Source organism: Sulfitobacter sp. F26169L (assembly GCF_026410285.1).
Classification (GTDB): Bacteria; Pseudomonadota; Alphaproteobacteria; order Rhodobacterales; family Rhodobacteraceae; genus Sulfitobacter.
The window spans coordinates 47,071-70,085 of sequence record NZ_JAPMLP010000009.1 but is presented as its reverse complement, the minus strand read 5'-3'; the positions used below and the strand labels follow the sequence as shown (position 1 = coordinate 70,085).

General features: G+C 57.5%; 17 protein-coding genes and 3 pseudogenes. 10 read left to right on the top strand and 10 right to left on the bottom strand.

What is annotated here, in order from left to right:
- The first annotated feature begins 54 nt into the window (after positions 1-54).
- The 6 genes and pseudogenes from OS189_RS16315 (at position 55) to OS189_RS16290 (ending at position 8,209) form a co-directional block, all read left to right on the top strand.
- Positions 55-1,545 (top strand): flavin-containing monooxygenase, encoded by a 1,491-nt coding sequence (locus tag OS189_RS16315; RefSeq protein ID WP_267168399.1) that lies wholly within the window; start codon positions 55-57, stop codon positions 1,543-1,545.
- A pseudogene (locus OS189_RS18770) lies at positions 1,535-3,139 on the top strand (GMC family oxidoreductase); the annotation flags it as partial. The gene OS189_RS16315 and the pseudogene OS189_RS18770, both read left to right, overlap by 11 nt.
- The gene (locus OS189_RS18765; protein WP_502226666.1) at positions 3,125-4,735 is read left to right on the top strand and encodes an AMP-binding protein; all 1,611 of its coding nucleotides are present in this window, start codon (positions 3,125-3,127) and stop codon (positions 4,733-4,735) included. The pseudogene OS189_RS18770 and the gene OS189_RS18765, both read left to right, overlap by 15 nt.
- 29 nt (positions 4,736-4,764) lie before the next feature.
- The gene (locus tag OS189_RS16300) at positions 4,765-5,691 is read left to right on the top strand and encodes an alpha/beta hydrolase (RefSeq protein WP_267168398.1); all 927 of its coding nucleotides are present in this window, start codon (positions 4,765-4,767) and stop codon (positions 5,689-5,691) included.
- A gap of 12 nt (positions 5,692-5,703) precedes the next feature.
- Positions 5,704-7,113, top strand: coding sequence for a coniferyl aldehyde dehydrogenase (locus OS189_RS16295; RefSeq protein ID WP_267168397.1), 1,410 nt, complete (start codon positions 5,704-5,706; stop codon positions 7,111-7,113).
- A gap of 340 nt (positions 7,114-7,453) precedes the next feature.
- Positions 7,454-8,209, top strand: a complete 756-nt coding sequence (locus tag OS189_RS16290; RefSeq protein WP_267168396.1) for a globin domain-containing protein — start codon at positions 7,454-7,456, stop codon at positions 8,207-8,209.
- A gap of 375 nt (positions 8,210-8,584) precedes the next feature.
- Here OS189_RS16290 and OS189_RS16285 read toward each other — a convergent pair whose 3' ends face one another.
- Positions 8,585-9,250 (bottom strand): RraA family protein, encoded by a 666-nt coding sequence (locus tag OS189_RS16285; RefSeq protein WP_267168395.1) that lies wholly within the window; start codon positions 9,248-9,250, stop codon positions 8,585-8,587.
- A 144-nt stretch (positions 9,251-9,394) separates the two neighbouring features.
- Positions 9,395-9,663: pseudogene (locus tag OS189_RS16280) on the bottom strand (epoxyalkane--coenzyme M transferase); the annotation flags it as partial.
- A gap of 602 nt (positions 9,664-10,265) precedes the next feature.
- On the opposite strand from OS189_RS16280, the gene OS189_RS16275 reads away from it, so the two are divergent.
- On the top strand, positions 10,266-11,300 hold the full coding sequence (locus OS189_RS16275) for a zinc-dependent alcohol dehydrogenase family protein (RefSeq protein ID WP_267168394.1): 1,035 nt from the start codon (positions 10,266-10,268) through the stop codon (positions 11,298-11,300).
- Between the two features lie 17 nt (positions 11,301-11,317).
- Here the strand turns inward: OS189_RS16275 and OS189_RS16270 are convergent.
- The 7 genes and pseudogenes from OS189_RS16270 to OS189_RS16240 all read right to left on the bottom strand — a co-directional run.
- Positions 11,318-11,436: pseudogene (locus OS189_RS16270) on the bottom strand (IS481 family transposase); the annotation flags it as partial.
- 125 nt (positions 11,437-11,561) lie between these two features.
- On the bottom strand, positions 11,562-12,677 hold the full coding sequence (locus OS189_RS16265) for a CaiB/BaiF CoA transferase family protein (protein ID WP_267168393.1): 1,116 nt from the start codon (positions 12,675-12,677) through the stop codon (positions 11,562-11,564).
- Positions 12,678-13,190: 513 nt separating this feature from the next.
- The gene (locus OS189_RS16260) at positions 13,191-14,483 is read right to left on the bottom strand and encodes a TRAP transporter large permease (RefSeq protein WP_267168392.1); all 1,293 of its coding nucleotides are present in this window, start codon (positions 14,481-14,483) and stop codon (positions 13,191-13,193) included.
- Complete coding sequence (locus OS189_RS16255; RefSeq protein WP_267168391.1) at positions 14,480-15,097, bottom strand: TRAP transporter small permease; 618 nt, start codon at positions 15,095-15,097, stop codon at positions 14,480-14,482. Before OS189_RS16255 ends, OS189_RS16260 begins: the two co-directional genes overlap by 4 nt.
- A gap of 79 nt (positions 15,098-15,176) precedes the next feature.
- Positions 15,177-16,181, bottom strand: a complete 1,005-nt coding sequence (gene dctP / locus OS189_RS16250) for a TRAP transporter substrate-binding protein DctP (RefSeq protein ID WP_267168390.1) — start codon at positions 16,179-16,181, stop codon at positions 15,177-15,179.
- Positions 16,182-16,405: 224 nt separating this feature from the next.
- Entirely contained in the window at positions 16,406-17,443 is a 1,038-nt protein-coding gene (locus OS189_RS16245) for a histone deacetylase family protein (RefSeq protein ID WP_267168389.1), read from the bottom strand.
- Positions 17,444-17,495: 52 nt separating this feature from the next.
- Positions 17,496-18,830: an aminotransferase family protein gene (locus tag OS189_RS16240; protein ID WP_267168388.1), complete on the bottom strand. Its 1,335-nt coding sequence runs from the start codon at positions 18,828-18,830 to the stop codon at positions 17,496-17,498.
- A 224-nt stretch (positions 18,831-19,054) separates the two neighbouring features.
- Here OS189_RS16240 and OS189_RS16235 point away from each other — a divergent pair, with 224 nt between their 5' ends.
- A complete protein-coding gene (locus tag OS189_RS16235; protein ID WP_267168387.1) occupies positions 19,055-19,900 on the top strand; it encodes a carbon-nitrogen hydrolase family protein in 846 nt (281 codons plus the stop codon).
- A gap of 3 nt (positions 19,901-19,903) precedes the next feature.
- Here the strand turns inward: OS189_RS16235 and OS189_RS16230 are convergent, their stop codons facing one another.
- Positions 19,904-20,791, bottom strand: coding sequence for a MurR/RpiR family transcriptional regulator (locus tag OS189_RS16230; protein ID WP_267168386.1), 888 nt, complete (start codon positions 20,789-20,791; stop codon positions 19,904-19,906).
- Between the two features lie 111 nt (positions 20,792-20,902).
- Between OS189_RS16230 and OS189_RS16225 the strand changes: the two genes are divergently transcribed.
- A complete protein-coding gene (locus OS189_RS16225; RefSeq protein WP_267168385.1) occupies positions 20,903-22,231 on the top strand; it encodes an aspartate aminotransferase family protein in 1,329 nt (442 codons plus the stop codon).
- Positions 22,228-23,010: a beta-keto acid cleavage family enzyme gene (locus OS189_RS16220; protein ID WP_267168384.1), complete on the top strand. Its 783-nt coding sequence runs from the start codon at positions 22,228-22,230 to the stop codon at positions 23,008-23,010. The genes OS189_RS16225 and OS189_RS16220 overlap by 4 nt, the downstream gene beginning before the upstream one ends.
- The last annotated feature ends 5 nt before the right edge of the window (positions 23,011-23,015 follow it).

The following is a 23,015-nucleotide window of genomic DNA, read 5'->3' as shown; positions in this document are numbered from 1 at the left end:
TCCCGCGCGGACAGTGCAATCCTAACGAAGATCCAGGCGTGGGAGGACGCTTTGATGAGCAAAACAAGAAACCCTTCGGTGTTGATCATCGGGGCCGGTGCCACGGGCATGTTGTCCGCGATCCGGCTGCGTGAGGCTGGTATTACCGACGTTACTATCATCGAAAAAGCCGACCGCGTGGGCGGCACGTGGCGCGACAACACCTATCCCGGTGTCGCCTGCGATATCCCCTCCCATCACTACTGCTATTCATTTGAGCCCGCCCCGTGGAGCCACCAATGTGCCGTCGGTCCCGAGCTTCAGGAGTATATGGAGCATGTGGGCCAGAAATACGGTGTCACCGAAACGGTGCGTTTCAACGAGGTTGTCACCTCCTGCGTTTACGATGATGCGGGCAAGTGGACCGTGAAAACGGACAAGGATGCAACCTTTGTCGTTGATTTTGTCATCGCTGCCACGGGAATTCTGCATCATCCCAAATACCCCGATATTCTCGGTCTGGATGATTTCGCCGGCGATACATGGCACACCGCAAAGTGGAACCATGATGTTGATCTTACGGACAAGCGTATCGGCGTGATCGGCACGGGGTCCACCTCGCATCAGGTGGTGCCCGAGTTGGTCAATGCGGGCCACGACGTCACTGTGTTCCAGCGCACGCCGCAGTGGGTGTTCCCGTTTCCCAATCTGAAATTCCCCGAATGGATGCGCAACCGCTGGCGCGAGAAACCGTCGCGGACAAAACCGTGGAAGTGGTTCTTCAAAACCTTCATCGAACAGTTTTTCGTCAAGGCCACGGTCGGCGCACCTGTTCAGAACGCGATCCTGCGGTCGTCGGTCAAATCCTACCTGCGTCTATCGGTGCGGGACAAGGAATTGCGCGAAAAACTGACACCTGACTACGGTGTCGGGTGCAAACGGCTGGTGGTGAATTTCACCTTCTACCCTGCGATCCAGAAACCGAATGTCGAATTGGTCGTCGACGGGATCGAGGGGATAGAGGCGGGCGGTGTGCGCACCAAAGATGGCAAGCTGCATGAACTCGACGTGCTGGTCCTCTCGACGGGGTTCCACAACTTCAACTACATGCGCCCGATGAATGTTGTGGGCCGTGCAGGTCATACGATCGAGGACAGCTGGGGCGGTGGCCGCTACCGCACCAGCCACGCGATCCTGATGGAAAATTTTCCCAATTATTTCCTGATGCTCGGCCCCGGAACGCCCATTGGCAACAACTCGGTCATCGGCATGGCGGAAGAGCAGATCGCGTATGTCTTGCAACTGATCGACATCTGGCGGGAAGGGCGCGCGGACGAGATCGAACCGACACCGCAGGCCGTCGAAGCCTTTGGCGATTACATCAAATCCGGCCTCGAAGGCTCGGTCTGGGTCGGTGGCTGCCAAAGCTGGTATCAGGACGTGGACGGTATTCCCGCCATCTTTCCCTATCCGTGGAGCGATTTCGTTAAGTCGATGGAGAACGTTGATACCAATGAACTAACAATGCGAAAAATTCAGCCCAAGGAGGCCGCCCATGCAGTATGATTATGTGATCGTCGGTGGCGGTTCTGCCGGATCTACGTTGGCCGCGCGCCTGTCCGAAGACGCTGACGTGACGGTCTGCCTGCTGGAGGCCGGCGGTGATGGCAAGGATCTGTTGATCCGCGTGCCCGCCGGTGCCGTGGCGATGATGCCCGGCAAACCGGTAAAGATCAACAACTGGGCTTTCGAGACTGTCCCGCAGGCCGGTTTGAACGGGCGCAAGGGATACCAGCCGCGCGGCAAGGCTTTGGGCGGATCATCCGCGATCAACGCGATGGTCTATACCCGTGGCAACCGTCACGATTATGACGGCTGGGCCAATATGGGCTGTGACGGCTGGTCCTATGACGAAGTGCTGCCCTATTTCCGCAAGGCCGAAAGCAACGTGCGCGGCGCGGATAAATTCCACGGGGGCGACGGGCCGCTGCATGTCACCGATCCCGTTTCCTCCCGCGCAATCACCGAGGACTGGATCAAGGCGGGTCAGGCCAACCAGCTGCGCCGCACGGATGATTTCAACGGTGAGAACCCCAGCGGCATCGGGTTTTACCAGACAACACAATTTCACAACTCAAAGCGGGGCGAGCGGTGCTCGGCCGCGGCGGCCTATCTGCATCCCGTAATGGACCGGCCCAACCTGACCGTGATCACCCACGCCCATGCGCAGCGTGTGGTCGTCGAGGACGGTCGTGCAACCGGCGTCAGCTTCACGCGCGAGAAAAAAACCAGAACAGTTTCCGCCACGCGCGAAGTGATCCTTGCCGCAGGCACGTTCCAGTCACCGCAACTTCTCATGCTGTCGGGTATCGGACCCGCTGACCATTTGTCCGAACATGGCATCGAGGTCGTGCAGGATACGCCCGATGTGGGGAGCAATCTGCAAGATCACATCGATGTGGTCCTGTCCTATGGCGTCAATACGAAGGATGTCTTCGGAATCGGGCTGAAGGGCACTTTGAACCTGACGGCGGCAATGATCCAGTGGCGCCGTGACGGGCGCGGGATGCTGTCCACCAACTTTGCCGAAGGGGGTGCGTTCTTCTCGGTCGGGGAGGATGACGGTGACAATCCCGACACCCAGTTGCATTTCGTGATCGCACGGGTCGAGGACCACGGACGCCAGTTGAAACCCGGCTACGGTATCTCGTGTCACGCCTGCATCCTGCGGCCGCACAGCCGTGGCACGGTGCGTCTCGCCTCGTCCGATGCGATGGACGCGCCGGTGATCGATCCGCAGTTTCTGGCCGATGACCGCGATGCGGATCTGCTGTTGAAAAGCGTGCGGAAAACCATGGCGATCATGGATACGCCGCCGCTGTCCGACAAGATCACCAAGAATTTCACCACCGCAAACGTGACCTCGGATGCGGACCTGATGAAGATCATCCGCGACCGTGCCGACACGGTGTACCATCCCGTCGGCACCTGCCGGATGGGCAGTGACGACCGCGCCGTCGTGGACACCCGTTTGCGGGTGCGCGGCATCGACGGGCTGCGCGTGGTCGATGCCTCGATCATGCCGAAACTTGTCAGCGGCAACACCAATGCCCCCACGATCATGATCGCCGAAAAAGCGGTGGATATGATCCGCGAGGACGCAGGATTGATCGCGCCGCACACGACATCTGCGAAACCAGCAGCCACACAGGAGAATCCCATGAAAGCCAATACGCTGGACCATCTTTTTGACTATGTCGAACGCGGCGATTCAGGCCAGCCTGCGTTTCAGGACCTTTCGGGCCGCAGTCTGTCAGGGCCGGAATTCTCGCGCCTGACGCGCCGGACCGCCGCGGGGCTGAAAGCGCTGGGTGCAACCTCCGGCGCAGGTGTCGCCATTCTGGGTCTCAACTCGGTCGAGACATTCCAGACCCTTTGCGCCAGTGGCATTGCCGGTCTGGTTGCCGTTCCGCTAAACCTGCGCTGGTCGCCGGACGAACTGGTTTACGCGATCGAGGATGCGGGCGTGGAAATCCTTGCCGTCGAGGCACCGTTCTTGCCGCTGGTCGATGCGATTCGCGCCAAAACAGACCGCATCAAACATGTGATCCTGATGGGGGAAGGCGATGCGCCGGAGGGCGTGACGCCGCTGGCAGAAGTCAGCGGAGATGCGCTGCCGCTTGATCTGGACCGCGATCCCGACACCGAATTGCTGATGCTCTATACCGGCGGCACGACAGGAAAATCAAAGGGCGTGATCCACACCCATGCCACCCTCATGGCGGGTGCAGAGATACTGGTACAGGCCAATTTTCCCGCGGCGGGCAAATCCTACGCGGGCTGCTTCCCCTTCTTCCATGTCGCAGGCACGGCACCGGCACTGGCGCGGTTGATGCAACGCTCCACCAGTTTTCTGGTGCCGATGTTCCGGCCCGACTTCATCGTCGCGGCGGTGACGAAATTCGGGGTTCAGGAATTGGGCTTTGCCCCCACGATGATGCAAATGCTGATGGCGGATGACGCGTTCAACGCGGCGGATTTCGCCAATGTCGAGCGCATTCTTTACGGCTCCTCCCCTATTTCCGAAGGGCTGATGAGCCAGCTGCAAAAGAACTTTCCGGACGCCGGATTTGTACAGGCCTACGGCATGACAGAGGCCGGCATCTGCGTCTTTCTCGGCCCGCAATTCCATGTCGGCGATCTGGCCCGCATCGACGCCGCAGGCCAGCCCGCCGCACCCTCTGTCCGCATCCGCATCGAGGACGAGCAAGGCAACGAGGTGCCACGTGGGGAAAGCGGCGAGATCGTCTTTTACAGCCCCAGCGTCATGGCGCGCTATCAAAACCAGCCCGACGCCACAGCGCAGGCTCTGCGCGGCGGCGGGCTGCGCTCGGGCGATGTCGGATACCTCGACGATATGGGTGTGCTGGTTCTCAAGGATCGTATGAAGGATATGATCATCACGGGCGGCGAAAACGTCTATTCCGTCGAGGTGGAAAGTGCGATTTCAACCCATCCCGATGTCGCCATGGTGGCCGTAATCGGCGTGCCGGATGACAAGTGGGGCGAAGCAGTCCATGCTGTCATCGTGCCAGCGGGCGACAAGGCGCCTACGCTGGACAGCATTCAGGCCCATGTGAAAGACAAGATCGCAGGGTATAAAGCACCGCGTTCCATTTCGATTGCCAAGGAACTGCCTTTGTCACCAATGAACAAAGTGCTGAAACACGAGCTGCGCGCGCAGGCTATGGCATAGCGCACGCGCCGACATGAAAGGAAGTGCGGATGGTATCCTTTGCCCAACGGATGATAAACGCTCGCGTGCGCTATCTCGAAAAGCCGTTGATTGCTTGTGTCACCCACCAGCCGTCGTTGCGTTGGGTGTCGGGTATTTATGCGCGGTTTGCCTATAAAACGCAGTCCGACATGCAGTTTACCCGCACGCGGCTGGGGCACGGGGGCCTGTCGGTTCCGGCCGTCTGGTGCGATCAAGGCACACCCCATCGCAATGGTGTAATCCTGTATCTGCACGGCGGCGCCTATACGGTCGGCGGTGCCGCATCGCACAAACAACTTGCGGCGCGTCTGGCAGGGGTTTGCGGGCTGCGCGCTGTGCTGCCCGAATACCGGCTGGCGCCGGAATATCCTTTTCCCGCAGGTCTTGATGATGCGTTCACCGCTTACCACGCGTTGCTCGCCAAGGGGTACGAGGGCGGCCATATCGTACTGGCCGGTGACAGTGCAGGCGCGGGCCTGGCCTATGCCCTGCTTCTGCGCATCCTCGGCGGCGACCTGCCAAAGCCGCGCTGCGTGATCGCAATCAGCCCATGGGCCGATATGCAATTCACCAGCCCCACGTTTCAGGACAACAAGCGCGCGGAAATGATGCTGCCTCACTCATGGTTGAAACGCGCCAGACGGATGTATCTGGCGGGGGATGATCCCGCATCGCCCTTTGTGTCGCCGATCAACGGCGATTTCACAGGCGCCCCGCCAAGCCTGATCCTGATCGGCGGTGAGGAGGTACTGTTGGGCGACGCGCATAAAATGGCTGCGCGCCTCGAACAGGACGGGGTAGAGGTCGCGCTGATCGTGCAACCCGACGTGCCCCACATCTGGCCCATGCACTTTGGCCAGTCCGCAGAATCCGACCGGGCGATCGACGATATTGCCCGTTTCACAAGATCGCAATTCAACACGCCGAGCGCGTGAAAGGAGCCGACGATGAAAGACACCACCTTAACCATGCAGGACCGCTTCGACGCGATGATGGACGCGCACAAGCGCGATCCGAACCCGGATTATGCCACACGCAAGGACCGGCTGGAGCGGCTTGAGCAGGCATTGCACCGCTTCTCCGATGATCTGGTGGCGGCGATGATGCAGGATTTCAGCCACCGCAGCCCAAGCGAGGCGGCTACATTCGATGTTACCATTCCCATCGGGGATGTGCGTATGAACCGCCGCAAACTGCGCAGCTGGATGCGCCCCCGCCGGTATCACATGCCCAAACACCTGCTGCCCGCGCGGGGCCGCGTGCTGCCCCAACCAAAAGGCGTCGTCGGTGTGATCGCGCCTTGGAACTTCCCCGTCTATCTGGCGGTCGGCCCGTTGTCCGCCGCTTTGGCGGCAGGCAACCGCGTGATGCTGAAGCCGTCCGAGCTTACGCCGCGCACTTCCGAAGTGATCGCGCAAATGATCGCGGAAGTGTTCGAGCCGAACGAGGTTGCGGTCCTGACCGGCGGACCAGAGATTGCGGCTGCGTTTTCGGAACTGCCGTTCGGGCATCTGCTCTTTACCGGCTCGACGCAAGTGGGCCGCAAGGTGGCACAGGCCGCAGCGAAAAACCTCACCCCCGTCACGCTGGAACTGGGCGGCAAATCACCTGCCATCGTCGGTGAACACGCCGATCTGGCCTACGCGGCCAAGCGGATCGCGTTCGGCAAGACAACCAATGGCGGGCAGGTCTGTGTTTCGCCAGACTATGCCTTGGTGCCACGCAACAAGATGCACGAATTTGCAGGTGCCGTCGAAGGTGTGATGAAAGACTTTTTTCCCGATGTTGCGAATTCTACCGACTACACCGCGATCGTGTCGGACCGCCACCAACAGCGCCTTCAGGATATGATCAAGGAGGCCGAAGAGCGCGGCGCGAATGTCGTGCGAGTGGGTGATACAAGTCAGGCAAACACCCGCAAAGTGGCCCCTGCCCTGCTGATCGACCCCCCGCTGGACATCAAGGCGATGCAGGAGGAAATCTTTGGCCCGATCCTGCCGATCATACCTTATGACACTCGCGAGGAAGCGATGCAGTTTGTGGCAGACCGCGCATCCCCGCTGGCGCTGTATATCTTCACGGACCAACACGCCGAACGTGACGCCTGGCTGTCCAAATCTCTTTCGGGCGGTGCGTGCGTGAATGAAACGTCTTTTCATGTTGTGGCAGATTCCATGCCTTTTGGCGGCGTGGGCGATTCCGGAATGGGATCGTATCACGGCAAGGCAGGGTTCGACACGTTCAGCCACCTGAAATCGGTCTTTTATCAGCCCAAACTGAATGCGTCATTCCTGTTCAATCCGCCCGTACGCGAGTACCAGCACAAGGTTGGAAAAATTCTGCGAAAGATCATTTAGTCCAAAGATGAAGTTCGTTGTGACCCGTCCGAAAAGGGCCGATTTCATACATAATTCGAGAGCCTTTCATATCGTCAACCATTCATCATGTTCTTCGCGTTGATGTTGGCAGCGGGCATTGGTTCTATTTGTTCCTTTGCCCGCTCCGACAACACTCGAACTTGTTGAAGTGCTTTCGCGAGCGACCTCATGGGTGCGGCGTAGATCGTACAGAGAGATGCAGTTTTAGTGTCCATTGAAAACGCAAAGCTCAACACTTAAGTCCCACTTCTGCGTCGAGAGCTCGCCAAGATGCAAATTAATCAAACACCAATGAAATTTGTTCGAAAGGGAGAAATCCATGACGAAAATCGATCTCCCGAAGTATCCAACGTTCCATGGCTATATGTCGGAAAAAATCCAGTTGAACTATATTACTGCTGCCAGCGAGAAAAAGTTGCTGCCGGTCGATGCACACCGCATGCCTGAAATTGTGTCACTTACCGCACCGAGCGATCAAACGAAGCCTATCCAGTTCTGGCAGCTTTATTCGGTTCTTGGTCAGGATCCGATCGTTGGCATCGTTCAGAGATTCTATGAACGGGTTTTTGCGGATGAAGCATGGTTCACGTCGGTTTTCGAGCGCGTTGGCGATTTGGGCCATCACATCAATACCCAAGCATCTATGTGGATTGATGTGATGGGCGGCGGGCCATACTATCACGGTGGGGAATTCAGACTGAGCTTTCACCATACACACAACGCCATGCAATTGATGAATGACAAGGGGGCCAAGCGGTGGTCGCAGCTGATGCTCGAAACACTTGACGCGTCTGAAGACCTATTGCCACATGATCCAAGGGTACGCAGAAGTATCAATACGTTCCTGTCCCATTTCATGACGAAGTATGCGGAAGAATTTTCGTTCGGTGACTGCAACTTTTTCGGAGAGACCAATCCGGCGTTCAAAAAGAAGATCAACTTTCTGAAGATGACCGAAGAGGCCATTCAGGCTTTGAGCGAAGTTGAACTGCGAGAAGGTCTGACCGACCGTGGCGTCGATACATCCAAATATAGAGACAAAAATGCGCTGGTTCGCAAAGTGCTGATGATGTGAATTTTTTTGATTTAGAATAACCGTAACGCAGGGTGCCGTCCGGCGACCGTTCGTTGGGGCAGACAGAAAAGGTCCGTTTTGTTTCTAACGCAAAGATCAGCAACGGTTCGGGTAAAACCCGTTAAATCGGGCCTTTGTGACGCGCAGTATACTATTGAAGATCGTGGATATGCTAAACAAGTGGCAGGCGCGCGGATGCGCGCCTAGTCGCTGACGACAGGAGACAGTTGCTTTGGTGTTGATGAATTCGGGGGCGGGCTCGCATTCCACCTCCCAACTATGGCTGGTGCGGTTCATTCGGATGCTTACTTCGGTATTAAAATGCTATCTCAATCAGCTTCGAATATCACGGCTGTAGTATATGCAAAATTAAGTTCATCGAACCCGTTTGTTCGCAGGCCTTTGCGTATCGGATACGCTGTTACCTTCAAGCTCTTGATTTTTCAAACGCTCCCCACACTTTTCCAAAAGTAAAATTATCTTCGCGTGCGGTTTCCAAAACCGGTTTATCTGTTTCTTGCAGTGGTAGGATAGTACCTCCAAAGCATCAATGACATCCAGCCGGATAAACAATGCGGCGCCGCAGTCGGCGTGGATCATATGGTCACTACCTACGCACATGCCAAATATTTCGACCGTTGTGTCCAGTTTGCGAACGTGAACAAACCCGTGACTTGGCCCGATCGATCCTGCCACGACAAGAAAACCCTCACGCAAATCGTCAAGGTCGTGCATGACGCCGTTTGTCAACGATCCAGTTATGTCGAAACCTATTTGAACTGTTGTGTTGATTTCGCCCCAGTAGGCACTGATGTAATGCGGAACATCAACTTTCTCTACTACCGCAACCGACGGCTGAGGAGCATCAGCCAAATTGCGGTAATACTGCATGTGGCGCGCCTGTATCTCATCAGTTTCGGCACGAGGGCTGGTATCCGGAAGGGCCAGCCGGTATAGCCTTTCTGGGCCTGCTGCAAAATTTTCATCGCGACGATGCCGGGCATTCTCAGCCATGCCAGCGCAAGGTGTTGTGGTGCCCATGACTGTATTTCAGCGGCCCGCGCGCTGATTGTGTCACGCTTGGGTATCGGGGCCAGAAGAACCTGATAGCACGGCGACATATGGTCGATTTACGGAACGAAAAGGGCGCATCACCTATCATACCGGCGATCAGGACAAGCGGGATTACGAGATCAGCTTTGCCCCTTCTGGCATCGCCTCAAGTTTCGCATAGGCGGTTTGCAGATCAACCGCGACGAAACCAACATTCGTACCAAAGCCGCAGTCCGATCCGCCAATCACACGATCACCGCCGGCGATGTAAACAAGACGCTGATTACGCTGCACCACCAAGCGTGAGTGTTCGCCAAAGTTGGTTGTGGCATCCACAACACTGGCACCAGTACCTTATCATCAGGAATGTCCGCCTTACCGGTCTGGAATACTTCCCATTCGACCGTGAGCGCTTATCCCGGTAATATGGAGATCACGAACCGTCGGATCATGCCCCGCATTTGCGCTCAGGACAGCATTGTCGGGAGGCGGGATAACGATCTTGTTCATCGTTCCGTTTTTCCTGCGCATTGTTGGTTGGTCCATGCAAGGCCGCACATATCCTGATCTGTGCTGCAATTCCTGCATTCAGGTGCATTTCGCTTTCGGGCAGCGGACCAAGGCTCACAATTCACCAGCGACGAGTAGCGGGATTTTCTCGAACAGCACAATATCACACAAAGTATGAGCCGTCGCGGTAACTGATGGGATGATTCACTGGTGGAAAGCTTCTTCAACCTGCTCAAACACGAACGCACCCGACGCAAAAAGTATAAATCCGCGCCCAAGCCCGTTAGGACGTGTTCGACTACGTCGGGTTGTCTCTACAACCGACATTGCAAACATGTTAAGGACGGAATGCTGTCACCGATCGACTTCGAACAGCAGCAGAAACTGAAGCTGATAGGTGTCCAGAAAACTTGGGGCTATTCACGCGAACTAAAGCAATGTGGCAGTCAAAAATTCTTTTGGAATGGGAACTTAGTTTGGATCTGAGCTCGACATGCGTGCAAAAAGTAGTGAGGGAAAGATGAAAACCTATATAGTTCAAACAGAAGGCAGCGATGTTCGATTGAAGATCGTTGAGCGGGACCGTCCAACGCCGGGGCCGGGAGAAGTCCTCGTTCATTTGGGTGCGATGTCATTGAACTACCATGACATGGCGGTGATCCGAGGCGATATTCCAACTGCCGATGGGCGGGTACCCATGTCTGATGGGGCGGGGACGGTGCTGGCTATTGGCGCAGGCGTCACCCAATGGCGCGAAGGCGACCGCGTATTATCCACCTTCTTTCCCGATTGGGCCGACGGCACGATCAACATCGCCAAGCGGCGCAACGTTACCGGAGACACCATAGACGGGGTTGCGGCAGAGTATATCGTCCTGCCAGAAAAAGGTGTAACCCGACAACCCGAAGGTTGGAGCCATGCTGAAGCCTCCACTTTGCCCTGTGCTGCGCTGACTGCATGGCGCGCGGTGGTTGTTGAAGGTAAGGTTAAGCCTGGCGACTGGGTATTGGTGCAAGGCACCGGCGGCGTTTCCGTTTTTGCGCTACAATTCGCACGTGCAGCCGGTGCACGCGTGGTTGCCACCTCGTCCTCGGACAAAAAACTGGAAGCCATGCGCGACCTTGGTGCTGAAATCTGTATCAATTACCGTTCGACTCCAAAGTGGGGTGCTGAAGCGGCCAATCTGACCGGCGGGATCGACCAGATAGTGGAAGTAGGTGGTCCTGAAACGCTCAAAGAATCGATCAAGGCCGCACGCTTGGGCGGGCATATTACGATGATTGGCGTGCTAACCGGAATCAAGGGCGAGGTTCCAACTGCGATGTTCTTCCAAAAGAACCTACACATGACAGGCGTTAGTGTGGGCAGCCATGCAATGCAGCTCGACATGATCCGCGCTATAGAAGCTAATGACCTGCGCCCGGTTATCGATCGTGAATTTAGCTTTGCGGAATTGAACGAAGCCTTTGACCATCAGGCTGATCAGGCACATCTAGGGAAGATTATTGTAAAGGGCATTGAAGACTGACCCACCAAGGGGCGGCGCTAGATGCTCAGTCCCGGCATTTGGTGGATCGGATTTAAATAAACCGATCGGACTCTGAAGTCCAAATCTTGCAGAGGTATTCGCAGGGCGTCAGACCACTGAGAGTCTTGAGCCTGCGAACGAGTTTGACGGTGGCCATTATCGCTACACGTTGAAATATCAGGCGGATCAAGAAACCGGTCACGATAACAGGAAATTATCGTGACCGGTTTCTTGAGTATATTGGCGATTAAGCGATGCGATTCACGAGCCGCCCTCGGCTGCGTAGCGGGCAAGTTTGCTCTGCTCCAGCTCTGCTCGGATTTCATCATTGTGCTGGCCCCGTGTAGGCGGTGTGCGCAGAGCGGGAGTTTTTCCGTCAAAGCGGGGGGCAGGCGCGGCCTGTAGATCACCCCCGGTCTCCCAGATGCCGCGCTGTTTGCTCAGTGCGTGTTGTGCCGCTTCATCAGGGCTCAGCACCGGTGCGGCACAGGCATCTGTGCCATCAAACAGCGCGGCCCAGTGATCACGCGGCGCAGTGGCAAACAATGCAATCAGGCGCTGCGTAGCCTGCGCGAATAGCGATGCATCGAACTGTCGTGCAAAATCGGGATCATCCGACAGGCCCAGAAGCTCCAGAAAGATGGCATAAAATTTCGGCTCCAGACACTGCACGCTGATAAACCCGCCATCGGCACAGGCGTAGGTGCGGCTCCAGTGGGGACCATCCAGCAGGCTTTTTCCGCGGTCCGATGTTTTCGCACCGCTCTGCCGCAGGGTCATCAGCAGGTTCATCATATGCGCCGAGCCGTCAACAATCGCGGCGTCTACAACTGTTCCCTTGCCGGTTGCGCGCGCGTTCAAAATACCTGCCAGCATCCCGATGGTCAGATACATCGCGCCGCCGCCGATATCCCCCACCAGCGTAGGCGGGGCCACGGGGGGCTGATCGGGCAGCGAGGCATACCAGAGCGCGCCCGACAGGCCGATATAATTCATATCATGCCCCGCCATCCGCGACATCGGGCCGTCCTGCCCCCAGCCTGTCATACGTCCGAATACAAGCGCGGGGTTGATCGCATGGCATTCCTGCGGCCCCAGCCCCAGCTTCTCCATCACACCGGGGCGGAACCCTTCAATCAACCCGTCAGCGGTTTGCACCAGTGCTTTCAGCGTCTCGACATCGTCGGGGTCTTTGAGGTCCAGCGCGATAGAGCGTTTGCCACGGTCGATCAGCGGGCGTTCAGGCATCCCCGGTGCAGGGTTTGCGCCCTTGCGGTGAACCACAATGATATCCGCGCCCAGATCGGCCAGATGCATCGCCGAAAACGGTGCAGGGCCAAGGCCTTCGATCTCGATAATGCGTATCCCGTCGAGCATGTGTTTTCCTCCTGTCGTGGGTGCCTGCGCGTGCAGATGTAAGGATGCTTGAACTTGTGCGGAGATGAAACCATTTTGTCCGTCCAAGCGGCGGTAATGAATTTTGAAAAGCCGGTTGTGGCGGTTGTGGACATCGCTAATTTCAGGTAGAAAAACAGCCGTTCAGACGCCCTGACCAGACCGCATCGTCATGCAGAAACCGCAAGCCACCTATGCGTACGGTGCCAGTAGTCAGGGGTGATCTGTTTGCCTATATCCTCGGTACAACATCAACGCTTGGATTGAGGATCAGCACAATGTCAAAAGTTGTAAAAGACGCTCTGGGAATCGCTACCTTGGTTTCGGCGACAGGCCTGTTTCTGGCTCTGCACTCTTGGGCTTTCATCGCGTAACCCTATGCGCCCCCCGTTCAGGGATGGCAGCGAGCAGGTTACGCGCAGGCAATCAAATTTGCCTGATTGAATCAAAAAAGGCGCCCCGCTTCGGGCGTCTTTCGTCGTTTTGGTGGGCAGCTTATTTGCCGAGCAACAGATCGGGCAAGAACAGGGCCAGCTCCGGTATAAACGTGGTCAGCATCAGCGTGGGCAGCCATGCAAACACAATAAACACCAGCGTGGGCCACAGCATGCGCGACACCGGCACATCACAAATCTGCGCGCCCAGATACAGTAACGGCGCTGTAGGCGGCGTGATGTTTGCCATGCCAAGATTTACACCGATGATCGCAGCAAAGTGGATCGGATCGACACCGACGCTCTGCGCGATGGGTAACAGGATCGGCGTTGCCAGCAGCAGCCCTGAAATATCATCCATCAGCATGCCGATCAGGATCATCACAACGTTGATCATCAGCAGGATCACAATCGGGTTGTCCGAAACGGAATAAACCATATCCTTGGCCAGCTTTGGCGCGCCCTGTGCAATCAGGTTGTCCGATACGATCAGCACCATAAAGATCATCGCCATGACCACACCGATGGTGATGCCCGACTGGCAGATCGTCTGTGACAGTGTTTTCCACGTCAGACCTTTGTAAAAATAGATCGCAACCGGAATGGCATATACAACGGCAATGCCTGCGGCTTCGGTCGGGGTCATGATGCCGCCATAGATACCGCCCAGAATAATGATCGGCATCATCAGCGCCGGACCGGCCAGACGGCCCTGCCGCCCGAACGCGGGCAAAAAAGGTGAAGGCCGCTCTGACAGTTTGATGTTGTCATGTTTGCGCAGCATAAACTGGTTGGTGATGATCAACAGCGTGATCAGGATGATCGCGGGAATAACCGTCGACAAAAAGCATTTCAAAACGTGCTGCTGCGCAACCCAGCCATAGAGAATGTGTGAGGAGCTGGGCGGAATCAGCAGGCCCAGCGGGCTGGCCGACACAATCAGCGCCGCCGATTGGCCGACAGGATAGTTCGCCCTTTTCAGATGCGGCATCATAATGCCGCCGATGCAGGTCAGCGTTGCATTTGCACTGCCCGAGATGGAGCCGAAGATACCACAGGCCAGAACGCCCGCCGCACTTAACCCGCCTTTGATGTGGCCGATGAACATCTCTGCCAGCGCCACAAGCGGTGCGGCGATCCGGCCTTTTTCCATAATACCACCGGCAATCATAAACAACGGAATCGCCAGCAAAACCAGCGACCGTATGCCCGTGGCACCGGTGGGCAGATAGCCCGAAATAGATTGGTCCCCCACGAGCGCAATAAATATCAGCACCGATCCGAACGCGACATAGACGCTGACACCCAGCAGCAGCATCAAACAGACGATAAGAAGGCTTCCGGTAATGATCATTTCGCGGCTTCCTTCTTGGCATCCGTTTTCAAGGGCAGGCCAAGCCCCTTACGGATATGGACATAAAGATAGGCCGCCGTGAACATCGCCATCAGGCTGAATCCGATCATGATCGCGATGCGCCATGATACAAACGGAATACGCAAAACAGGAGTGGAGCGCAGGCGCGGAAACGAAAAATCATCCAGCAGCGAAACGTAGCAGGCATAAACGATAAAGACGATCACAAGCACCTCGATCGTCAGCACAACAAATTCGCGCCACCAGATCAGGCGAGGGTTTTCGATGATGATGCCAAGGATATCGGCGTTGATGTGCAACTTGCGCTCGGACGCCAGAACCGCACCGGCAAAAAACCCCACGATGCTGAACGCCAGCAACCATTCCTCATAGGCAAACAGATCGCCCCCGAAACCGTAGCGGATGACCACAACAGCGCCGAAGGTAAACGCCATCACAAAGCCCGACACCGTGGTGATCAGCTTCATGATCACAAGTATCCATTCCATCGGCTTGCCGATAAACGCCGGTAACTCCTCGGTGATCTTCATCGCTCCCGGAGGTTCGTCCTCTCCGATGTATGTTGGCAGTTCATCTTGTGTGATTTGCGACATGCCCGCGCCCCCTGTCATCCGCAATGTTCCAGAACGTAAAAACAGGGGCCTATAAATTACCGGCCCCTGTTTGCGTTGCTTAGTCGGATGCAGACATCAGGCGGTTGATGATTTCATCACCGACCGAGTCGGCCATCATTGGCCAAATTTTTTCACGCGCACGGGCGGCGAATTTTTCCTGCTCTTCGTCGCTCAGCGCCAGAATGGTGTAGCCGCTTTCAACCAGCTTCGCCTCGAACTCCGCATCGCTTTCGCGGTTGTAGGCAAAGAAATCATCGGAGGCTTTTGTCATCGCCGCCTGAAGCGCCTCGCGCTGTTCATCGTTCAGCTTGTCCAGTGTGCGCTGTGACGCGTAGAACGTCGTCAGCTCGGAAATGGCGTTGTACTGGACAAAATGCGTCCCGACATCGGATTTCGCAAAGATGGAGTAGGTCGCCGTTTTGGTGCAGCAAATCGCGCCATCCACAATGCCCGACTGGATCGCGGGGAAAATATCGCCCCACGCCATTGTCGTGGCCTGAAAACCGAAATCCTCAACCATTGATTTCACAATGTTGGACGACCAGACGCGGATGTTCATGCCTTTGTCATCGAAGTTGTTCCAGTTCGTCGGCTCTTTGGTAGCGACGATGCCGACAAATCCTTCGGGGTTCTGGGCCAATACCTTTACGCCATATTCATCGGTGAGTTCCTGAAGAATCTTGTTATATTCGGACTCCATATTGCGCATGATGTTGTTCATGTCGTCCCAGCCGCCCACAAGGAAGGGCATCGACAGAAACTCAAGGCGCGGATCGGTGTCGGCGTAGATAAACGCGCCCGCAAGGTCGATATTGCCACGCGCGACATCTTCAAACAGCGCTTCGCCCGATCCCAGCTGATTTGCCGGAAACACCTCGATGGTCAGGCCGACATCCGCCGCCGCAACATCCGCCGCCACCTGATTCATCATCTTCGTGCCTTGGTGATCGATCGGGAATACCCCCGCAAAGCGAAGCGTCTTGTCTTGCGCGAACGCCGCTGTCGACATCAGCGCGCTAACCGCACCAACCGTCAGAATTTTGGTTATTGCTGTGAAATTCATCGAATACTCTCCCTTGAGCTTTTTTTATCAGGCTTCGCGCGCACGTCAGCGCGCAGCCCGTTTGTGAATTTTTTCAGCCTAGGGAAATAATCTGCAAGCCGCAATTTTTTTCTCCTTCCAGTGGAAGCGAGACGATATGGCTGGCTAAGGCTCTATTTTGCATCTATATTTTCAAAGCCTGTCAGGTTGTTATGCGTCTCACCCAACCATACGCCTGCGCATGTTTACGCTTGCGCTGCCCTGCCCTCAAACCCGCGCAGGAAAGAATCCAGATTATCGCCAAGCGCGTCACACAGGTATCCGCCTTCCTGAACGATCACGGTCGGCAAATCCAGCGCCGCCAGCACCCGCGCGATTTCCGCGAAGCCCTTGGTTGAAACGGACAGCCCCCCGAACGGATCACCCTCAAACGCATCCAGCCCGAGGGCGACCACCACCGCATCGGGGACAAACGCCCTAACGTGGTCCAGACCATCGGTCAGCCCGCGCAAAAATCCGTCATCCCCCGTGCCGCGCGGCAGCGGAATATTCAGGTTATACCCATGCCCCGTCCCCTCGCCGGTTTCATGGGCGTGCCCCCAGAAGAACGGATAGAACCGCGCGGGGTCGGCGTGGATGGACAGGGTAAACACATCGTCGCGCGCATAAAATATGCCCTGCGTGCCGTTGCCGTGGTGCAGATCAACATCGATGATCGCAACCCGGTCACAAGTACGTCGCAAATACTGTGCCGCGATGGCTGAATTGTTAAGGTAACAAAAACCTCCCGCCAAATCGCTGAAACAGTGATGTCCGGGGGGGCGGCACAGCGCATAGGCGGCCTTCTCGCCACGTGCCACAGCGTCGGCCGCACTCACCGCGCAATTGGCCGACCAGCGCGCCGCCTCCCACGTGTGTTCACCAATCGGGCAAGACATATCGGTGATGTGAAATCCCGCCTGCCCTACCACCGACAACGGATAGCTGGCGGTGCGTCTGTCGGGGTGGACGTTGGGAAAAATTTCCGGCGCGGCATCGGGGATGCGGCTCCAGCGGGCGAAAACCGTAGACAGGAATTTCAGATAGGCAGGTGTATGGATCGCCGAGATCGGGCCAGGTCCGTGATCCTGTGGCGCACTCACCTCGTGACCGCCCGCGGCAACACCGGCCAGCAACCGTGCCATACGCTCGGGTTTTTCGGGGTTGGGCTGCATCACGCCGTTAACCAGAAACCCCGTGGGGTAGTGCCTGCTTTGCCGCTGCTGATCTGCAAAAACCTTCATGTCTTTAACTCCACCTTATCTGCGCGTCGGGCGGGTGATCCACACAGGCACCTCACCCCGCCAGCCCCGCTTCGCGCGCGAACACGTTCAGACTGTCATCAAGAATATTCAGAATCTCATCAACCTGCGGCGCGGTCACAATCATTGGCGGGCAGATCAGGAAATGATCCCCCTCGATCCCGCCACGGGTGCGGCGTGAATAGGTGATCAGATTGCGCGTATAACAGATTTCGACAAAGCGGTCGTAGGCGTTCAGGCTTTTTGGCAGCGGCTCCATCGTTTCGCGGTCCGCGACCATCTCGAAGGCGGCCAGCAATCCCTTGCCGCGCACATCACCGATGAAATCGTAGCGCGCCATCAGATCGCTCAGACCCAGCATGAGGTGATCCCCCATCGCGGCGGCGTTGGACAGCAGATCAAGGCGGTCGATCTCGCCCAGCACGGCAAGGCCCGCACTACACGCCAGCGGATTTCCCGCATAGGTGTGGCCATGGGCAAAACCGCCCGCATCAAGCACCGTTTCTACCATGCCCTGATCGGCAATCATCGCCCCCAGCGGGGCATATCCCGCACCGAATCCCTTGGACACGGCCACCAGATCGGGGCGGATATTCCAATGCTCGGACGCCATGAATTTGCCTGTACGCCCTACGCCCGACATCACCTCGTCCATGATCAGCAGTATGCCGAATTCATCACAGATTTCGCGAATGCGGGTGTAATAGCTGTCCGGCGCCACCAGCGCGCCGGTTGACGCACCGCCCACAGGTTCCATGGCAAAAGCCATCACCGTTTCGGGGCCCTGAGCGATAATCTCGTCGCGCAGAAGCTCTGCATATTTCAATCCGCGCGCATGATCACTCAGGTTGTCACGGTCCAGATAACAGGTGGGAGCCGCGATTTTCGGCATGGCAGTGAACAGCGGCGTAAACACATCCGTCAGCGGGCCATATCCCGTGATCGCCAGCGCACCCAACGTCGATCCGTGATAGGAAGGAAAGCGTGAAATCACTTTCCAGCGGCTTTCCTGCCCCGATGCAACGGCCCACTGACGCGCGAACTTTACGCAGGATTCCACCGCTTCGGACCCGCCCGAGACAAAGAACACGCGGTTCAATCCTGCGGGCATACGCTGGGCGATGGCGCTGGCCAGATCCTCTGCCGCGCTGTTTTCAAAATGCAACCTGTAGGCAAATGTCGCGCTGTCCATCTGCGCCTTCATCGCGGCCAGAACATTGGGGTTTGAATGGCCGATATTGCTGACCATCGCGCCGGACGATCCGTCAATATAACGCTCGCCGTTGTTGCCCCAGATATAGACCCCCTCCGCCCGCTCGACCTCGGGGCGGCGCGCACGGGTTTGATAAAACAGGTTTGACGATTTCATCCGATGTCCTTTCAGGGTCGCCGTGCCCAAGCTTCCGTGCGATTTCATCAATGCGCAAGTGCAACACCGACGTTTTTTGCCGCAAACCCAGCGGAAGATGCTTTACGGGTCGCACCTCGGTCGCGAAAATTTTTGCACCGTTTCTTTTGCAGGCTGTGCTAAGAGGCCGCATCAAGCGGGGGTGTTTGCTCCGCCCGCAATTGCCGACCGCTGAAAGGTAGCCCATGACACAGCAAGACACCCTGACGCTTCTGGCCTGCCAGATCGACATACCGCACACCACGAGCGCCGCCGCGCGCGACGGGCACCTTGCCGCCATCGCAGCGAAAGTGCGCCAGCAGCTTCGCACGCAGACGGCCGATCTGGTGGTTTTGCCCGAACTGTCCAGCATTGATTATTCCCGCGCGGCATTCGACCACCTCGAGGAAATAGCAGAGCCGCGGGAGGGGGCCTCCTTCCGGACATGGCAATCCGTTGCCACGGAATTCGGCGTTCATGTTGTCTTCGGCTTCGCCAGAAAGGACGCGAGCGGCGCGTATATCTCGATCGGTGTTGTCACACCCGACGGCGCGCTTGCCGGTCACTATGACAAGCTGCACCTGTGCCAATACGGCGCGTCGATGGAAAAAGAGTATTTCATCACCGGCGATCATTTGTTTACCTTCAAGGTGAAGAGTTTCACCCTGTCCCCGATCATCTGCTATGATATCCGATTTCCCGAGCTGACGCGGACGCTAGTGTTGAAACACGGCGTTGATATCCTGTTGCACAGCGTTGCCAATTTCAGGGATCGTTCCTTTCACATGTGGCACGCCTTTGCCATGACCCGCGCTGTTGAAAACCAGTGCTTTCTGCTCTCGCTCAACCGCGCAGGGACGGATTACGGCGACTCCCTATTTTGCTATCCGTGGATGGACGAAACACAGGGGCCGCTGCGGTTTGACGAACACGGCGAAGATTTCCGCTTTGTCACTGTCAACCAGCACCACATCAGCGATGCACGCCGCGACTATACCTTTCTGAAAGACATCAGAGACAGCTATGACAGCCCCCTGTCCCGTACACCCTGACCGTTAGCGCCCGAAATATCCGCCGTACTTGCGTATGCGTTCCTCAAACGCGGTGACATTTTCCGCCGCCCCGTCCGATTGCGCGGCCATACCCACCAGCAGCATTTCGACCGCCAGAAAGGCCGAGTTCAGCGACGGCATGAAATGCGGCCCCGCCATTGGCAGGCGCAGCACCTTCCACGCGCCAATCGCAATGGGCGAAGCGTGGCTGTCGGTCAGCGCCAGAATACGCGCGCCATTGCCCCGCGCCACTTCGCTGGCGCGTACCACCTCGGATGAATAATGCGCATAGGTAATCGCAACCACGATATCGTCCGCCGTGACCTGTGACATCTGGTCAACGATCCCCCCCGGCAACGAAGGCACATCGGCAAAGTTGGAAAACGCCATGCCGCCGACATAGGAAAAGTAATGTGCGATGGAATAGCAGCTGCGCACCCCAACAGTATGGATACGGCGCGCCGCCAGCATCGGCGCGACACAATCACCCAAAACAGCCAACGTTTCGGGCGCAAAAAGGGCATCGGTGTTCTGCCGGTGCGCCGCCATCATCGCGGAAAACGCGCCGCCATCCGATTGGGTGCGCAGGCTGCGTGCGCGTTCTCCATAGGTCGGCTCGCCCGTATGAAGCATCGCCTGAACGTCCGTGCGCAGCGCGTCAAACCCGGCGTAACCCAGCTCGCGCGCCAAACGGGTCACAGTGTTGGGGTTCACTCCTGCCTGCTTTGCCAACCCCCGGATCGAATGAAACGCAACCAGCGCCAGATTGTCGAGCACCCAAGGCGCAAAGGCGCGCAAAGCCGGTGTGCCCTCGACGCCCAGCCGCGCCAGCCCCTGCTTTAGCTCTTCTGCCTTGTCCATAAATCCCGCACGCTCCACATCCGCAGCCATGCAGATAAACCATTTGCGTTTTTTCGTCAATTCGAATAATACATATGCATTATTTCAATGCAATCGCGCGATTCCCAGAACGGGCCGCCCCGCAAAATCAGGACGCACAGCATGAGCAGCCATATCTTCGGTCGATCCACCAAAGGCAGTTTGCCTGTCGTCGCACAGGGTGACGGGTGTTACCTTATAGATACCGACGGGCGCCGCTATCTCGATGGCTCCGGCGGTGCGGCGGTGTCCTGTCTGGGTCACTCCAATGCCGCCGTGCGCGCCGCACTTCATGCACAAATTGACACAGTCGCCTTTGCGCACACGGGTTTTTTCACCTCTGAACCCGCTGAACAACTGGCCGACCGTCTGGTTGAAAACGCGCCTGACGGGATCGACCGCGTCTATCTTGTCTCCGGCGGGTCAGAGGCGGTTGAGGCTGCGATCAAACTTGCACGCCAGTATTTCCTCGAGATCGGGCAGCCCGACCGCCACCGCGTCATCGCGCGCCGCCAGAGCTATCATGGCAACACACTGGGCGCGCTGGCGGCGGGGGGCAACGCATGGCGGCGCACCCAGTTTGCACCGCTGCTGGCCGATACCACCCACATCAGCCCCTGCTATGAATACCGCGACCGTGGCGATGGCGAAACGCAGGAGGCCTACGGCCAGCGCGTCGCGGATGAGCTGGAAACAGAAATCTTGCGCCTTGGCCCCGAAACCGTCATGGCGTTTATGGCCGAACCTGTCGTCGGCGCGACAGCGGGTGCAGTGCCTGCCGTGCCCGGATACCTCAAACGCACCCGCGAGATCTGCGACCGCTACGGTGTGCTGCTGATCCTTGACGAGGTGATGTGCGGCATGGGCCGTGCCGGCCATCTGTTTGCCTGCGAAGAAGACGGCGTTGCGCCGGACATGATCACAATCGCCAAAGGTCTGGGCGCGGGTTATCAGCCGATTGGTGCGCTGCTGACCACGGGCAGGATCTATGACGCGATTGCCGCCGGCAGCGGATTTTTCCAGCACGGTCACACCTATATGGGTCACGCATTGGCAGCCACGGCGGCCAATGCGGTGTTGGGCGAAATCCTTGACGGCGGGTTACTGGCGCGGGTGCGCGAACAGGGCGAAAAGCTTGACGTCGCCCTGCGCGCGCAATTCGGCCAGCACCCCCACGTGGGCGATATCCGCGGGCGCGGGTTGTTCCGTGGTATCGAGCTGGTCACAGACCGCGACACAAAAGCCACCTTTGACCCAAAGCGCACCATCGCGGCACGGATTAAGAAAGAAGCCTTTGCCGCCGGCCTGATCTGTTACCCCATGTCGGGCACCATCGACGGGCAGCACGGCGATCACGTCTTGCTTGCGCCGCCCTTCATTATTGAGGACGCCCAGATTGACGAACTGGTCGGCAAGCTGTCCACCGCCATCACCAAGGCAATCGCGGCATGAGGGGCCTGCCGAATATTATGGTCGCCCCCAATGGCGCAAAGCTGACCAAGGCCGATCACCCTGCCCTGCCCGTCTCTCTTGACGAAATCGTCACCTGCGCGCTTGCCTGCCACGCGGCGGGCGCGGACGGGCTGCACGCCCATGTTCGTGACGCTGAACAGCGGCATGTGCTGGATGCCGGACTATACGCCGAATTGCTGGCCGAACTGAAACACCGCGCGCCCGATCTTTATGTTCAGGTCACCAGCGAAGCGGCGGGCGTGTTCACACCTGCGCAGCAGCGCCAACTGGTTCACGATCTGCAACCCGCCGCGATTTCAATCGCCCTGCGCGAGATTACGGCGGATCAGGATGATGCGGTCACCCGCCGTTTCTTTTCCAGTTGCGCCGAGGCGGGAATTTGTGTGCAACATATCCTCTATGATGCCGGTGATGTTGCCCATCTTGCCCGTCTGGTCGCGCGCGGGGATGTGCCGCGTGCTAACCTTACCGCGCTGATTGTTCTGGGGCGCTATACAACGGGGCAGGTCAGCAGCCCCGCAGACGTGGCCGCTCTTGCCACCACCCTCACAGCCGCGCTGCCGGATGTGGATTGGTCGGCCTGCGCCTTTGGACCACAGGAAACCGCCTGCCTGATCGAGGCGATGCGCCACGGTGGCAAAGCGCGTATCGGTTTTGAAAACAACCGCAAGAACGCCGATGGCGGCACCGCCGCTGACAACGCCGAACGGGTTGCGGAATTGGTGGGCCAGGTGCGCGCCGCCGGTCTGGCGGGGTAAGCGGA

Excerpts from the sequence above, each read along its gene's own strand:
- OS189_RS16315 (WP_267168399.1), top strand. The coding sequence starts at position 55 with ATGAGCAAAACAAGAAACCCTTCGGTGTTGATCATCGGGGCCGGTGCC.
- OS189_RS18765 (WP_502226666.1), top strand. The coding sequence starts at position 3,125 with ATGATCCGCGAGGACGCAGGATTGATCGCGCCGCACACGACATCTGCG.
- OS189_RS16300 (WP_267168398.1), top strand. The coding sequence starts at position 4,765 with ATGGTATCCTTTGCCCAACGGATGATAAACGCTCGCGTGCGCTATCTC.
- OS189_RS16295 (WP_267168397.1), top strand. The coding sequence starts at position 5,704 with ATGAAAGACACCACCTTAACCATGCAGGACCGCTTCGACGCGATGATG.
- OS189_RS16290 (WP_267168396.1), top strand. The coding sequence starts at position 7,454 with ATGACGAAAATCGATCTCCCGAAGTATCCAACGTTCCATGGCTATATG.
- OS189_RS16285 (WP_267168395.1), bottom strand. The coding sequence starts at position 9,250 with ATGGGCACCACAACACCTTGCGCTGGCATGGCTGAGAATGCCCGGCAT.
- OS189_RS16275 (WP_267168394.1), top strand. The coding sequence starts at position 10,266 with ATGCGTGCAAAAAGTAGTGAGGGAAAGATGAAAACCTATATAGTTCAA.
- OS189_RS16265 (WP_267168393.1), bottom strand. The coding sequence starts at position 12,677 with ATGCTCGACGGGATACGCATTATCGAGATCGAAGGCCTTGGCCCTGCA.
- OS189_RS16260 (WP_267168392.1), bottom strand. The coding sequence starts at position 14,483 with ATGATCATTACCGGAAGCCTTCTTATCGTCTGTTTGATGCTGCTGCTG.
- OS189_RS16255 (WP_267168391.1), bottom strand. The coding sequence starts at position 15,097 with ATGTCGCAAATCACACAAGATGAACTGCCAACATACATCGGAGAGGAC.
- dctP (WP_267168390.1), bottom strand. The coding sequence starts at position 16,181 with ATGAATTTCACAGCAATAACCAAAATTCTGACGGTTGGTGCGGTTAGC.
- OS189_RS16245 (WP_267168389.1), bottom strand. The coding sequence starts at position 17,443 with ATGAAGGTTTTTGCAGATCAGCAGCGGCAAAGCAGGCACTACCCCACG.
- OS189_RS16240 (WP_267168388.1), bottom strand. The coding sequence starts at position 18,830 with ATGAAATCGTCAAACCTGTTTTATCAAACCCGTGCGCGCCGCCCCGAG.
- OS189_RS16235 (WP_267168387.1), top strand. The coding sequence starts at position 19,055 with ATGACACAGCAAGACACCCTGACGCTTCTGGCCTGCCAGATCGACATA.
- OS189_RS16230 (WP_267168386.1), bottom strand. The coding sequence starts at position 20,791 with ATGGCTGCGGATGTGGAGCGTGCGGGATTTATGGACAAGGCAGAAGAG.
- OS189_RS16225 (WP_267168385.1), top strand. The coding sequence starts at position 20,903 with ATGAGCAGCCATATCTTCGGTCGATCCACCAAAGGCAGTTTGCCTGTC.
- OS189_RS16220 (WP_267168384.1), top strand. The coding sequence starts at position 22,228 with ATGAGGGGCCTGCCGAATATTATGGTCGCCCCCAATGGCGCAAAGCTG.